This window comes from Bremerella cremea (genome assembly GCF_039541315.1).
Lineage (GTDB): Bacteria > Planctomycetota > Planctomycetia > Pirellulales > Pirellulaceae > Bremerella > Bremerella cremea.
On the sequence record NZ_BAABFZ010000003.1, the window covers coordinates 1,611,857 to 1,626,731 of the forward strand.

A 14,875-nucleotide genomic window follows, 5' to 3' on the forward strand; every position below is an offset into this window, starting at 1 on the left:
TTTATCAAATTCGCATCACGGGACAAGCGTAGCGTCTGAAAGGCTGGCGTAATTAAGACACTCGCTGATGCGGCAAGCAAACGATAACCAAGCAACGTCAGCACCAACTTCACTCATGAATCGTGCTGACGTTTGGTCGCTGTTTCGCTTATCTTTACCTTCATCAGTTCACTCAGCAAAGCATGATCGCCATTGCTGATGCGGAGGATGGCTTGCTGATCTTCTTGAGTCAGGCAGGCACCATGTGTTAGCAGGATGCGAAGCGTGCCTGGTTGCCAGCTGTGGATGGCGTAACCGACGGGGTTGTGTTCATAGAATGTTTCGTGGATCGCTTGTGGGTTCCTCGCAATTGCTGCCTCGGTTCCTTCTTCATCGCCGCAGGCCACGTAGCAGGCCAGATGGGCCTTGGCACCGCGATCGATTAGAAACGGAATCAGTTCGTCGCTGCATTCTTGCGACGTCCGATGGAGTGCGGCGATGCCGACGGGATCGGATTGGTTGAGGTCGGCACCTTGATCTACGAGAAGCTTTACGACAGAGAGCTGATTGTTGCGGACGCAGTGCAATAGGGCCGTTCGGTTCTGAGCATCGGTCGTATTGAGCAAGCCTCTATCTTCGCTCAGCAGTTCTGCGATGCGTTGCGTTTGCCCGAGCGCCGCGGCTTGGAACCAGTCAACTTCCGCGCCGCTTTTTAGTAGCGATTGAATGATGTCCTCTGCCGGTTTTAACTTCCATGGTCCCCGATGGGCGGCATACACCAGTGGTGTGTTTCCCTAACCTCGGTGTGTCCCGCTTGGACTGCGTAGTGTAGCGCTGTCATACCATTTGGCGTGACAGCGAACACGAGGTCATGGTCCTTTTGCAGCAAACTTTCGGCCTCACTCACTCGACCAAGATACGCACTGGCAAAGATGTCGACTTCGGCTCCCTGATTCAGCAGCCAGTCGATGGCCGCCTGGTTGCGATAGAGGGCAGCCGTGTAGAGCAGTGGTAGCCCGGAATCATTCGCCTGGTAGAACAAATCTGGCTGAGCTTCGATCGTATCTCGCAAAGCAGTAAGATCGATGTCGATAATCGCCTGATGGAGATTTGCGGAAGCTGAAGGACGAGACGATTCGGACATAGCGATCACTTCCCCCTCCTCGAACAGGTCCCCCAACGCAAGGCAACGGATTGCCAAAGACTTCATCGGGATGCCATCGGGTTGATCGTAGGATCTCAGGCTCGTTCGATCAACCAGCGAAGTTCTGAAAGGTGCGACGACCACTTTATCGGGTCGACGACGCCCTGCCCTGAAAAGCCGATAACGGTTTGGCGTTATGCTGGTCTTTGTCAGAGAGAATCGGGTTGTCGATCGGCCAATCGATCGCGACGTCGGGGTCGTTCCACTTCAAGATCTCTTCGTCTTCTGGATGGTAGACTTCCGTGCACTTGTATAGAAAATCGGCCGATTCGCTCAAGACGCAGTAGCCGTGTGCCATACCTGGCGGAACGTATAGTTGGTGCTTGTTCTCTTCGGAGAGATGGGCACCAACCCATTGGCCGAAGGTGGGCGAGTCAGTGCGAAGGTCGACCGCGACATCGAACACTTCACCCTGAATCACGTTGATCAGCTTGCCTTGCGGGTAGTTCACCTGGAAGTGCATACCACGCAAGGTTCCTTGAACGCTACGGGAAAGATTATCCTGCACGAAAGGGGCTTCGATGCCGGCCTCGGCATAACGTTCGTGGCGATAGGTTTCCATGAAGAAGCCGCGTCGGTCGGCGAAGACGCGCGGCTTGATCAGCAGCACGCCAGCGATCTTCGTCGTTTCAATTTCCACGGGGGCTCTCCTCTTCCGCGATGCCGCTCAAATATTCGCCGTAGTCATTACGGAACTGGCGGCCTAGCTCGGCCAACTGCGACCGGGTAATGAAGCCTTTGCGAAAGGCTATTTCTTCCAGGCAGGCAATCTTCAGGCCTTGTCGCTTTTCGATCGTTTCGACGAACATGCCTGCTTCGATCAACGAATCGTGCGTCCCAGTATCGAGCCAGGCAAACCCGCGCGTGAACTTTTCGACCCGCAACGTACCACGTCGCAGGTACTCCATGTTGACGTCAGTGATCTCGAGCTCGCCCCGGGCCGAAGGCTTCAGGTTTTCGGCGATCTCGACTACGTCTCGATCGTAGAAGTATAGGCCTGGTACGGCGTACTTCGATTTCGGCTTCTGCGGCTTCTCTTCAATCGAAACGGCGGAGCCTGACGCGTCAAACTCGACGACACCGTAGCGCTGCGGGTCTTTCACTGGGTAGCCGAAGATCGTGGCACCTTCCTGTTGATTGGCTGCTCTGCCCAACATCTGCTGAAAGCCCTGACCGTAGAAGATGTTGTCGCCCAGAACCAGGCTGACCGATTCGCCTTCGATGAATTCTTTGCCGATGAGAAAGGCCTGAGCGAGCCCTTCCGGTGCGGCCTGAACCGCATAGCGAATGCGGATGCCGAAGCTCTCGCCATCTCCAAGCATTCGCTCGAAGAGGCCGATGTCGTGCGGCGTCGAAATCAGCAGCACATCACGAATGCCAGCGAGCATCAGCGTCGACAGCGGGTAATAGATCATCGGCTTGTCATAGACCGGCAGCAATTGCTTGCTGATGCCACGGGTCAATGGAAACAACCGCGTGCCAGAGCCGCCGGCGAGGATGATTCCTTTGTTGCATTGTTGCGAAGAGGACATGCGATTTCTCAATGCCAATGATGAATTGCTCTAGGTGCTGAAACTCGCGACTATGGACTCAACACACCAAGTCGTTCGCGTCGATAGTTGCCACTGGTGACGTTCTCGACCCAAGGCATGTTATCCAGGTACCACGCCACGGTTGCCTTCAAACCGGATTCAAAGCTTTGCTTTGGCTGCCAACCAAGCTGCTCTTGAATCTTGGTGCAGTCGATTGCGTAGCGAAGATCGTGGCCTGGACGATCTTTGACGAACGTAATCAAGTCGCGACGTGGGTGTGGCAGTTTCTTTTCGGCCAGTTCATCGACGATATCGCAAATCGCTTGGACAACTTCCAGATTCGTGCGTTCGCTGTTGCCGCCAATGTTATAGACCTCGCCTGCTGTCCCTTTGTGCATCACCGTCCGAATCGCCTGGCAATGGTCTTCGACAAAAAGCCAGTCTCGGATGTTCTCGCCGGTACCATAAACAGGGAGCGGCTTCCCTTCCAAGGCATTCAACACCATCAACGGAATCAGCTTCTCAGGAAACTGAAACGGCCCGTAGTTGTTCGAGCAGTTCGTCGTCAGCACCGGCAGACCATAGGTGTGATGATACGCACGCACGAAGTGATCGGAAGCTGCCTTCGATGCGGAATAGGGAGAATTCGGCGCGTAAGGGGTGGTCTCGGTGAACTTACCGGTCGCGCCTAGTGAACCATACACTTCGTCGGTCGACACGTGCAAGAATCGAAACGTGGTTCGCTGCGAACCCGTGAGCCCGTTCCAATAGACGCGAACTGCTTCCAACAAACGAAACGTACCGACCACATTTGTTTCGACGAAAGCCTCGGGCCCGTCGATGGATCGATCGACATGGGACTCGGCGGCGAAATTGATCACCACGTTCGGCTGATGCTCGATGAGAAGCTGCGAAACGAGCTCTGTATCGTTGATATCGCCTTGGACGAACCGATGACGCGAAGGATCTTTGAATCCGGTCAATGAACTGAGATTGCCCGCGTAGGTAAGCTTATCGAGATTGATGATCCGGCAAGTCGATTCCGCCATCATCTGCCGGACGAAACATCCCCCGATGAAACCGGCGCCACCGGTGACCAGAATGTTTTGCGTTATTTTCATAGACCAGGCGTCACTAAAAGGATCGAACCAAACCCTGACTATACTCTGTGTATCTTATTTTTCGGTTAAGAGACTACGGAGATTTCGAGCGGTTTCCTCCAGGATCTGCCAGGGAATCGATCAATCTCCCTCGTTTTCGACCGTATTCAATGACCAGCGAACTTGTCGGCCGGCATGGGCCGTGCAAGCTTGAATCGCCCAGATTACCTTAGGCGTATTCGCGCCATCTCGTTTCACGCCTGAAGCAGTCTTCACCATGAATCCAATTTTAGTCACCGGTGCCCTGGGACAACTGGGGAGCGAACTGCTTGCCCAACTCGGCGGACGGGCGTTGGGCATAACCCGGGCAGAACTGGATCTGGCCAACCTCGATTCGATTGGCCCAACCCTACGGCGACTTCATCCGGCAATGGTGATCAACTGCGCGGCTTACACGGCGGTCGATCAAGCCGAGGCCGATCGCGAAACTTGCTTTCGCATCAACCAGCATGCCGTCGAAGCGATGGCAAACGCATGCAACCAGTTGAAAGTCCCGCTGGTTCAGGTCAGCAGCGACTATGTCTTCGATGCGTATCGAGGATGTCAGCCTCGCACAGAAACCGATGCGGTGGAACCGCTTGGGATCTATGCTCAGAGTAAGCTTCAGGGGGAAATCGCGGCAGCTCACGCCGATCGCCATTTGATCGTCCGTACCTGCGGGCTGTACGGCGGAGGCGCTCGGTTCCGTAACTTTGTTGAGACGATGCTTCGCTTGTCGGACATTCACTCGGAACTAAAAGTGGTCAACGACCAATGCTGCACGCCGAGTTATTGCCGCGATGTCGCTGCAGGAATCGTTCACTTGATCGATGGGAACGCGGAAGGCTTGGTTCATTTGACCAACAGCGGCAGCACGACCTGGCATGAGTTCGCCGAGACGATCTTTGCGATCGCCGGGCGGAATGTCTCGGTGCTTCCGATCACGACGGAAGAGTTCGGTGCGGCGGCACCTCGTCCAAGTTACAGCGTGCTCGATTGCCAACGTTTTCAAGATCTGACAGCGACTCCCCTTCCCTCTTGGAAAGACGCGTTGGCTCGTTACCTGGCTGAGAGACCGGCGACTTAGCGACTGGCAAAGCGAACCATCAGTTCGCGGAACCTGGCAGGCAGTTGCTCATAGAATCGCTGCGGAGCGAAGAACGATGCCGCATGCGTCTGGGCGGATTCACCAAGCTTTTGTCGCTGGGAAGTGTTCTCGGCCAGATCAGCAATGTGCTGCGAAAGCTGCTGCTTGTCAGGCTCGGCCCAGACTTGATCCGGGAAGTCGTAGACCTGAGAAGGATCGTGAACGGGGACCAACTCGTAGTCGACCAGGGCGGCCGTGTCAGGCGGCATGAAGTCAACGTTGCCGGAATAGTTCGTGGCGATCACCGGCTTCCCCAGCAGCATTCCTTCGGCCAGCACGAGCCCAAAGCCTTCCGAGCGATGGGGCGACAGAACGACGTCAGACACTCGGAGCAGATCGCCCACTTCTCCTCGGCTTAATAACTGGTCGATGACTCTTACGTTGGCAGCGTTGCCGATCGCCGCTTCAAGTCGCGCGAGATTCTCTGGCGATTGCTGCGTGTGGTGCGTTTTAATTATCAGCATCGTATCGGCACGATTGCCGCAAGCTTCCACGAACGCTTCGACGGCACCGGTTAGGTTCTTCCGCGCGAAGCTGGAACGCATATCGGCCATCGCTAGAAAGATGACCTGATCTTCGGGCAAACCAAAAGCTTGCCGGGTCTTGCCACTGGTCGGAGGAACGCGAACCGGATGCGGCACCACGTGCACCGGGATTGGGCTCTCTGGTTGAAACGCATCGGCACAGAATCTCGAGGGAACCCACAACTCGTCCAGCAGCGAATACATCTCGCGGCAATAGGCCGGCGGCTTGGAAAGTTCCCAGGCCCAGCCTCCGGCCAGGTAGCGCCGCTTGAGGGCAGGCTGGCCGATAAATCCCAAGGTCCGCGGAAGATCGAGTGGGTTGGTCCGAATGAGCAGCGGGCCCCCTTCGGTCAGAATCGTATTCCCAAAGCCCCAGCCTTGAAGGTCGGCCATATTGAAGGCGGGACTGACATCGAGACGGGCCGGACCGAAACGCAGTTCCTGCAAGGCCTGAAGTTCGAGTCGTGCTGCTTCGCCAATTCCCAGTGCCGATTGCAAATAGCCTGCCACGGTGACGCGACCTGGGGCAGGTTCGCCATCCCGCGAGAGCTTGGCGAGCTTGCGTTTGGGTGGACTGATCACCATCGAAACGATTCGCGATCGCATCGTGCCTGATAGTGGCAATGCCCGCCATACCTTGCGCACGAAGCCGCTGTACATGAACGGAGTCGTATTCTTCGGCCGCGATGTTTTGATGAGCTCAAGGACTGCCTGCCACTTGCTGCGAAACTTGTTGCGCGAGTTCATCGCCAATTGCGTGCGTGTGCTGGCCATCGATCCGCCATCGACATGCAGCACCAGACAATCAGGCTGATAAACCACCTCGAAGTCCCTCTGCCAGGCCTCGAAGCAGAGGTCAACATCTTCGTAGTAGGCGGGCGAATAGCGTTCGTCGAATCCGCCGATCTCTTGCCACAGTTTCGTTCGAATGGCCAGGCATGCCCCAGACACGTAATCGCAGCAGCGCTGTTCCAGGTACTGCGGATCGTCGGCATCTCCATCGATTCCTTCACGACGCGTGATGGCCGTGGGGAACACTGTGCATCCTGCCTCTTGCAGTCTTCCATCGGGATAGACCAGCCGGGCACCAACGATGCCGATGCGTTCACTTTGCTCGAGGGTCTGGTCAATCGCGTCGAGCCAGCCAGGCTGAACTTCGGTATCGTTGTTCAGCAGCAGAATAATCTCGCCGCGGGCTTCTTGGGCCGCGAAGTTGCAGTTGTGCAGAAAACCTGATCGAGCGGAAGTGTTCACCACACGACGGACGCCAGGAAACTGCGTTTCGCAGTCGAGCGTGGCGTCTTTCGAGTGATCGTCGGCGATGATCACCTCGTACGGAGTACGCTTTGCGTCGGTTCGATCGGCGATGGAAACGAGAGCTCGCTGCGTTAGCGACCAGCCATTGTAGACCGGAATGACAATAGAATAGCGAGGCTGCTGCGATGTCGGCAAGGGACGACAATCATCGATCGACGAGAGAGGCGTGACGATCGAATTGGGTAAGATAGTCGTAGTCGACATCGGGCCTTCGACGCAGGTTGTATACGGAAAACAGGGCTTCGCTACGAAACGCTCGAAACCACCTGGCGACGATCGGCCAATGCTCGCACCGATTCTGGAAGCGATGCCGCCAAACCAAGCTGACGACGGTAGTTGTAGAGCGTCAGAATCGCGGCGTTGTCCCAGGTAAAGTTCGAGGCGAATGCCTGATTGCGAGCCTCGTCTCGGCGACGTTCCGTTTCGTTTTCTAGATAGTACTGGATTGCGTTGGCGAACTGTACCTCAGAATCGGCATCGCAGTATTTCACGTGATCGCCGAAAACTTCTCGGAAGGCGGGCAAATCGGCACAAACCGCGGCGGTTCCGGTCGACATCGCTTCGAGGACCGGCATCCCAAAGCTTTCGTACTTCGACGGAAAGCAGTAAATCAACGCTTCACGGCAAAGCTGCGGAAACGTGTCACGCCACTGCTTATGACTCAATTTGCTCTCAAGCGAGAAGTATTGCTCGACTCCCAGTTTTTGCAGCAATGGCGTCAGCCGAGCCCGATCGGCATCGTTTGCGCCAATCATTCGAAACAGAGGCAAGTCAACACCGCGCTGCTTCAACACCTGATAAGCACGCATCAAAACTTCGACATTCTTATGCGGCAGCATGCGTCCTGCCCACAGCAGATGCTTTTTGGTGATTGGTGAAGCGGTCGCGGCACCGTCGAGGAAGACCGGATCGATGCCGTGATACACATGCGAGATCCGCTCGCTGGGGATCTGCATCTCTTGCTGTAAGAGCGACGCCGCGTAGCCTGAGACCGCGATCACCCATTTTCCGCTGCGGACATTTCGTCGTTGGATCCGCCGATAATATTGCCCCAGCAGAAACGGCGTCAGATCGGGCCGTTGCAGGCGGATCGTATCGTGCATCGTCACGACACTTGGGGGTGAATAGAAGTAAGGTGCCGTCGAGCCAAGGAAGTGCGTCAGGTCGAGGCGATGCTGCTTTAGATACCGGGCGTAGTCGGTGTGTTCCCATATGACCCGGGAATAGATGTTCTCGACCGGGCAAGGCAATTCGACCAACTCGAAGTTATTCGCCTCGAACTGAAAATCGTGTCCCTTGGGGAGAAACACCACGTAGTGGTTCGTCTGGTCGATTCGTGCCAGGGCTGGTATCAATTGCCGCGCATAGGTTTCGGCGCCACCAAACCGCGACGGATGGATCAATAACGCACCTAGGCCAATTCGCAACATCGCTACCGACTCGAAACGTTCGACTTTCTACGAAGCAGCGAGTTTACGCCAAGCTGAAATCGGTGAGGACCACCATAATTGCCTGCCCGGCACATCGGCCATTCCACGGTGAATCTGCCGATCTTGCGAAGGTTTTCGCCGCCACCGCCTCCCCTTGCATTCCGGGCAGCATCGACGATTCGCAAACACTAGCGACGCCATGACTTGCGACTCTCATTGAGTTGAATTCGATGGGGCCAAACGGCGTCGTATCACTCGTTTCGACCGGGCGAAATGGCCTGCTTAAGAGTTAATGAAGAATCGAACAAGTTTGCCAGCCAGCCTAAAACGCCCCCGCGTTGGTGCTCGCAGCAGTAACGCCCGCATGCCCCAAATTGGAAGCATGTTTCCGAGATCGCAATGGAAAACGCCACTTCGTCTGCGCCGCTTCCGCGTGAACTCTTCCGGCCGGGCTTCTTTTGCACATGAAAAGAATGATGATTGCCCTTCGCTGGAAACTCAGAGAACCTGGGGCAGATATTCAGCCAGTCGAAGGAGATGGTCGTTCATGGACGTCAGGCTCCGCAGCGGAATCACTTTACGGGACGCCCGTAAAGCACCGCTTGGAACCTCGGACAACTAGGGATTCGACGTCGATACGAAAGCGTAGATTCTGGCCTGGATGTCGCGGTGTCCCCATTCAGAATAGGCTACAATTTGTATTGTTGATTGAAACCTCGAAATAACACTAGACATCGGCCACCCGGCAGAAGTACGCTGGCCGTTACGGCACTTCGAGCCATATCGGATTTTGGCGAAGCGTTGCCTGCCTCGAGTTCTTTTCTCCACCAGCGGCTCACAAATCACTCGTGGATTGGCGAGCGTTTCTGAAGTCCGACGCAGGTACAAGGATCGGATTCCTCACATGCCCAACAGTCTCCCTACTCTTTTGATCTTGCAGCGAATCCGACGCATTGCCGGCCCGTCGATCGCTGTTCGCTCTGCCGTGATGCACTGTCTTGTAGAATCGATTTAGCGACCCGTTGCGTTAGCGGCATCGAGTGTAGTCTTTGAGTTTGCATCATGGTTAATTCGTTGTTTCATACCGATCCCTCCGAGCAGTCGCAACAAATATCGGTTGCGTGGTGGGTGATGGCAGCGCGTTTGCTGCTGGCGGTCGCCCTTATCGTCGCGGCGATTGTCATGATTGCCTGGCCAGCCGAGTGGACCACCCTACGATCGCTGATCGCAGGTCTGCCGACGATGAAATTCAACACGGCTCTGGGCCTGGCGACGTTGGCCGCCGCCGGATTGCTGCGTTCACAAGCGATCCTGTCCTATCACCTTCGCAGTCGCTTGCCAGAAGTTCTGGGCTGGTTCGTTTTGCTGCTGTCATTGGCCAGCATTTTCGAGAACCTATTCCTTGTTCAGTTCGGGATCGATACGCTGGTCAGTGCCGACCCACGATCTGTTGCGCGGGGAAAACTGCCGGGACTAATGTCAACCGGGACCGCCATCGGCCTATCGCTCTTATCCGGCGGCTTTCTGTTAAGCGTGCACGGAAAAAGAAAATTTGGCGAACGACTCCTGGCGTTGGGCGGCTTGCTTGGCGTGATCGGCGTCGTGCTTTACATCGTGCGGGCCTCAGGCCTTCGCAGCGGGAGCATCTTTTCCACAACTGCAATTCACACCGCCATTTTGCTGGTTGTACTAGCCTCAGGAATCTGGCTGATCGAACACTCCGGCGCGTCGATCCGCGGTCGTGACGCGGCTAACCAGATTCGTCGCGAATTGTCGCGTGCTCGCTGGATGACGACGTTCATTACCGGAACCTTGCTGCTGGGTTTCTTTGTGACATCCGTTCTGGTCCTTGATTCCCAGTCGAATATCTATCAAATCAACCAGTCTCGTTTCCAACACCTGACAGAAATTTCAGTCGACGAAATTGGACGCCGGATCAATCGAATCGTTTACGGATTGCGAGGGGCCCGTGGTTTGTACCTCGCCAGCGAATTGGTGACCCGAAAAGAGTTCGAGACATTCGTCGAGTCGCGTGACATCGAAGCGGAGTTCCCCGGTGCCATCGGAATCGGGCTGATTCAACGGGTGATGCGAAGCGATCTCGATAAGTTCATCGCGGCCGAACGGAAGGATGAGGCACCAGATTTCGACGTCTTGAGTCCCAGTAGCGCCCCCGATCTTTACGTGATCAAGCATATTTATCCCCTCGATCGAAATCGCGCGGCGTGGGGATTCGATATTGGCTCGGAACCGACGCGACGTACGGCCGCTGAAAAGGCGATGATGACCGGCAAGCCGCAAATTACCGGGCGAATCGAGCTATTGCAGGACGATAAGAAATCGAGCGGCTTTCTCTATTTCTTGCCTGTCTATAAGTTGGGCGCCCCAGTCGACACGCCGAATCAACGCGAAGAGAACCTGATCGGCTTGCTCTATTCGCCGATCATTTTGAACGAAACTCTCGACGGAATCGATAAGCTCCACCAGGGCCGTCTGGAAATTGAGATTCTCGACTCCGAAGACTCCAGCGACCCGACAACACTTTACGAAGATGCGTTCGAGGTGCCGCAGTCACCTCCGGCCGATGATGTCGCTCCTTGGGGTTGGAACTTATTTCGTCAGGAAACCGAGATCATCGCCGGCGGTCGACACTGGATCATTGTCACGCGAAGTTCTCCTGACTTCGAGTTGCGTATCGACCGTGTTACCCCATCGTTGATCGGCGTGGGCGGAACAATTCTGACCTTCCTGCTGGTCAGCATCGTGTGGTCGATGGGCCGCAACGAAGCGGTCGCCCGGAATCTTTATCACGAACTGCAAGACAGCGAAGCATCGGCAAAGGCGGCTCGCGCCAATGCCGAAGAAGCGAATCGCGCGAAGAGCGAGTTCCTGGCGAACATGAGCCACGAAATTCGCACACCCATGAATGCCATCATTGGCCTGACCGACTCCGTCCTGCGAACTTCGCTGACATCCGACCAGCGTGACTACTTGTTGACCGTCTCCGACGCGTCGAATTCGCTGCTGCGAATCATCAACGATATCCTCGATTTCTCACGCATCGAAGCAGGCAAGCTGAAGCTCAGCGATGGCGACTTTCAGCCGCGCGAGTTGATCGCCAATGTTCTGAAGCCACTCTCGCAGAAGACTTCCGGAATGGCGCTCGACCTGGTCTATCATGTCGATAGCAATGTTCCGGAAGCTGTGCATGGCGATGCCGGACGTATCCGCCAGATTCTGTTCAACCTGGTGGGCAACGCCATCAAGTTCACACCAAGTGGCCAGATCGATGTTGGCTGCACGCGGATCTATTCTGAAGGCGACACTTCAGATATCGTCGAACTGCAGTTCACGGTCCGTGACACAGGCGTCGGCATCCCCGGCGACAAGCTCGAATCGATCTTCAACGTCTTCGAGCAGGCCGACAATTCGCTTACGCGGAAGTTTGGCGGAACGGGCTTGGGACTGACGATCTCGTCGAGGCTCGTTCATCTGATGGGAGGAGCAATCTCGGTGACCAGCGAGCCTGGGACCGGCAGCGTGTTCCGCTTCACAACCAGGCTTCGTGCCAGTCAAACGCAAGCGGAACCGGCCTGGCACTCGTACGCCGACCAACTGGCCGGCAAGCGTGTGATGGTTGTCGACGACAACATCATTAACCTGGAAACGCTCGTCGGTATCGTGGCTTCCCAAGGCCTTTCGCCTGAGGCGGCCGAGACCGCAGACGATGCCTTGCATCAAATGCAAGTTGGTGTTGACGATAATCGGCCGTTCGATGTCCTGCTGACCGATATGCGCATGCCGGACAAAGACGGTATCGAACTTATCAGCGAAATTCGACGGGCCCCAGAGAAATACGGCAATCCCATCTCGATCCTGGTTTCCTCCAGTAATCTGCACGAACTCGATCCGCCAGGGAATCTCAACATCTGTTCGCGCATCATGAAGCCTGCCCGGCCTTCCGAAGTGGTCGAGGCAATCGCGGTCGGCATGGGCTTGATCGAACGTTCGCATGATCTTCAGACGAAGCAGCAGCAAGCCGAAGAGCAAACCCTGGTCCTGAAGCCGCTGAACATTCTTCTGGCGGAAGATAGTCGCCCCAACCAGAAAGTTGCTTTGGCGATGCTGAAGCGTTTCGGCCATACGATCACGATCGCCGAGACCGGCAAGGCTGTGCTCGAACTGCTGGAAACGCAATCGTTCGATGTCATTCTGATGGACGTCCAAATGCCGGAAATGGATGGACTGACCGCCACGCAAGAGATTCGTAAAGCGGAACAGAAGTCAGGACAGCACATGCCGATCGTGGCGACGACTGCACACGCCTTGCCACTGGATCAAGCTCGCTGCCTCGATGCGGGCGTCGACAGTTACGTCTCGAAACCACTCTCGCTGAAAGAGTTGAACAAGGCCATCCACCACGCGATCCTGGTCGCCAATGGCGAATCGGCCGAAACCGATGCGGTGGTGCCAGCCACCGAGTCAGAAACCAGCACCCAGATCGTCGACTCGGCTGAATCATCGTTGGTGCCGTGGGACAACCTGAAACGGCGTTTGGGGAACGACGAGGGGGCTTTGCTCGAAATCGTCCAGGCTTATCTCCCCGAAATGCGGGAGAGTCAGGATCGAATTCGTCGGGCATTTCAGGACTCGAACGGGACCGAACTTTGCATGGCTGCGCACAAGCTGAAGAGCGCCCTGCAATTCTTTCAACAAAAAAATGTGTCGCTGATTGCCCAGCGTTTAGAGACCCAGGGCTCGGAAAAGAACTTCTCGACCGGCAAAGAGCAGCTCTCTGATTTCAACGCTCAACTTGACGAATTGTTCCCAATTCTCGAGAAGTTTATCGAAGCCACACAAGCGAAGCTGCATAACCCCACCAACCCTGAATAGTCGGTTCCAGGGCGGGTGAAAATTCTTTGCTCGGACAATCGCTTCGTCGACTTAAGCCCGCTTCTGGACCTTTTGAAATCTTGTTTTCAGACGGTCAAAGAAAGCCCCACTGCCCGAGTTTATGGGGGTAGGCGGCTGCCAGGTGGACTTCCTCTAGTATGCCGGCTTGGCCATCGAATAGGGGAAGATCGTTCGATCGCGCGAATTTATGATCGCCAGGGCGGGCAATCTGATTTCGACCTGAAATGCGTGGTATCTTGTTAGGTGCACAAATTCGGGAGCCTTCCCTTCTTCATGAAGGGAGTCCGAGGCGTGGTTAGCCCCGTGCGGCGTGACCTTGCCTGCTTCCGATTGCCTGACCTTCAACTGGAATATCAACGGGAAGCAGAAAATGAAGCTGGATTTGCTTCGCCTGGCCACCATTTTGGCAGTTGTTGTCTTGACCGTCGCAGGCTGCGGCCGCCGCCGGCAAATGCCCAAGGCAGAACCACCGCAAGTGACGGTTGCCCCGGCCATTGAACGACAAGTCGTCGACTTCGATGAATACACCGGGCACGTCGAGGCTGTCTCATCGGTCGACGTCTATGCGAAGGTTTCGGGCTATCTGCAAGAGGTTGCCTTCCAGGATGGTGCCAACGTGAAGGAAGGCGAGCTGCTGTTTCTGATCGACAAGCGGACCTATCAGGCCGAATACAACCAGGCCGCTTCCCAGGTTGCTTTGTACCAGGCCAAGGCCAAGCTGGCCGAAGCGACCTTGGCTCGTAACGAGAAACTGGTTGGCAGCGGTGCTGTGAGCCAGGAACTTTACGACGAGAGTGTTGCGGCTGCGAACGAAGCCAACGCCCAGGTCGCCGCAGCGGAAGCCAACGTGGCTGCTCGCAAGGTCGACCTCGACTACTGCACGATCACCGCCGCCATTAGTGGCCGCATCGACCGTACCTACGTCACCAAGGGCAACCTGGTGCAAAGTGGCGTCGGGGCCCCTACCCTGCTGACGACGATCGTGTCGGTCGACCCAATGTACGTCTACTTCGACATCGACGAACTCGCTTTGCTGCATTACATCGAACAAGCCGCCGCAGCCAATGGTGGCAAGGTCGATGATGGCTCGCTGCGAGATCGCAAGATTCCTGTCGAGATCATGCTGGCCGACGGAACCGAATACCCGCATCTCGGCACGATTGACTTCGGCTCGAACGAGGTCACCGCCGGCACCGGTACGTTGACCGTTCGTGCCGTGGTACCGAACCCCAATGGTGCCCTTCGCCCTGGCCTGTTTGCCCGTATCAAGGTCGCCGCTGGTCCTCCGTACAACGCGGTTCTCGTTCCAGAAGCGGCGATCGGTGCGGATCAAAGTGATCGCTATGTCTACGTCCTCGACGACAAAGGACTCGCCCAGCGCCGTGGCGTTACGCTCGGCACGAAGCAAGGCAAGCTGCGTGTCATCACGAGCGGTTTGAAGAAAGGCGAGAAGGTCATCATCAACGGCACGCTGCTGGTTCGACCGGACAAGCCAGTCGTTCCGCACGATGGCACCATGCCAGAACCTCCGCCAATCGATAAGAAGATCTTGCAGAATGCCCAAACCGATACCGAGGCACCTGCCGCTGATTCGGCTGATGACGTAGGGGATCAGCCGGCCGCCCCGAACGCTTCGGATGCAGCCCCTGCCTCCGAAAACCCTGACCAGTCGTAGCCAGTTACCTGGTA

Annotated in this window: 10 protein-coding genes; 3 read left to right on the top strand and 7 right to left on the bottom strand. The window is 56.0% G+C overall.

Features of this window, described 5'->3' with window-relative positions:
* Positions 1-113: 113 nt before the first annotated feature.
* From ABD890_RS08755 to rfbB, 5 genes are all read right to left on the bottom strand, one after another.
* Positions 114-758 carry an ankyrin repeat domain-containing protein gene (locus tag ABD890_RS08755; protein WP_345087938.1) on the bottom strand — a complete coding sequence of 215 codons (645 nt, stop codon included), beginning with the start codon at positions 756-758 and terminating at the stop codon, positions 114-116.
* Positions 725-1,123 carry an ankyrin repeat domain-containing protein gene (locus ABD890_RS08760; protein ID WP_345087940.1) on the bottom strand — a complete coding sequence of 133 codons (399 nt, stop codon included), beginning with the start codon at positions 1,121-1,123 and terminating at the stop codon, positions 725-727. Before ABD890_RS08760 ends, ABD890_RS08755 begins: the two co-directional genes overlap by 34 nt.
* Positions 1,124-1,268: 145 nt before the next feature.
* On the bottom strand, positions 1,269-1,823 hold the full coding sequence (gene rfbC / locus ABD890_RS08765) for a dTDP-4-dehydrorhamnose 3,5-epimerase (RefSeq protein ID WP_345087942.1): 555 nt from the start codon (positions 1,821-1,823) through the stop codon (positions 1,269-1,271).
* Complete coding sequence (rfbA, locus tag ABD890_RS08770) at positions 1,813-2,715, bottom strand: glucose-1-phosphate thymidylyltransferase RfbA (protein ID WP_345087944.1); 903 nt, start codon at positions 2,713-2,715, stop codon at positions 1,813-1,815. Before rfbA ends, rfbC begins: the two co-directional genes overlap by 11 nt.
* Positions 2,716-2,765: 50 nt before the next feature.
* Positions 2,766-3,836: a dTDP-glucose 4,6-dehydratase gene (rfbB, locus tag ABD890_RS08775; protein WP_345087946.1), complete on the bottom strand. Its 1,071-nt coding sequence runs from the start codon at positions 3,834-3,836 to the stop codon at positions 2,766-2,768.
* 256 nt (positions 3,837-4,092) lie between these two features.
* Between rfbB and rfbD the strand changes: the two genes are divergently transcribed.
* Complete coding sequence (rfbD, locus tag ABD890_RS08780; protein WP_345087948.1) at positions 4,093-4,941, top strand: dTDP-4-dehydrorhamnose reductase; 849 nt, start codon at positions 4,093-4,095, stop codon at positions 4,939-4,941.
* Here rfbD and ABD890_RS08785 read toward each other — a convergent pair.
* Both ABD890_RS08785 and ABD890_RS08790 read right to left on the bottom strand, forming a co-directional pair.
* Positions 4,938-7,046, bottom strand: a complete 2,109-nt coding sequence (locus ABD890_RS08785) for a glycosyltransferase (RefSeq protein ID WP_345087950.1) — start codon at positions 7,044-7,046, stop codon at positions 4,938-4,940. The two genes, rfbD and ABD890_RS08785, sit on opposite strands and share 4 nt — an antisense overlap.
* Before the next feature lie 41 nt (positions 7,047-7,087).
* Positions 7,088-8,272, bottom strand: coding sequence for a glycosyltransferase family 4 protein (locus ABD890_RS08790; RefSeq protein WP_345087951.1), 1,185 nt, complete (start codon positions 8,270-8,272; stop codon positions 7,088-7,090).
* A gap of 1,062 nt (positions 8,273-9,334) precedes the next feature.
* Here ABD890_RS08790 and ABD890_RS08795 point away from each other — a divergent pair.
* Both ABD890_RS08795 and ABD890_RS08800 read left to right on the top strand, forming a co-directional pair.
* Entirely contained in the window at positions 9,335-13,165 is a 3,831-nt protein-coding gene (locus tag ABD890_RS08795; RefSeq protein WP_345087953.1) for a CHASE domain-containing protein, read from the top strand.
* Between the two features lie 391 nt (positions 13,166-13,556).
* A complete protein-coding gene (locus ABD890_RS08800; RefSeq protein WP_345087955.1) occupies positions 13,557-14,861 on the top strand; it encodes an efflux RND transporter periplasmic adaptor subunit in 1,305 nt (434 codons plus the stop codon).
* The last annotated feature ends 14 nt before the right edge of the window (positions 14,862-14,875 follow it).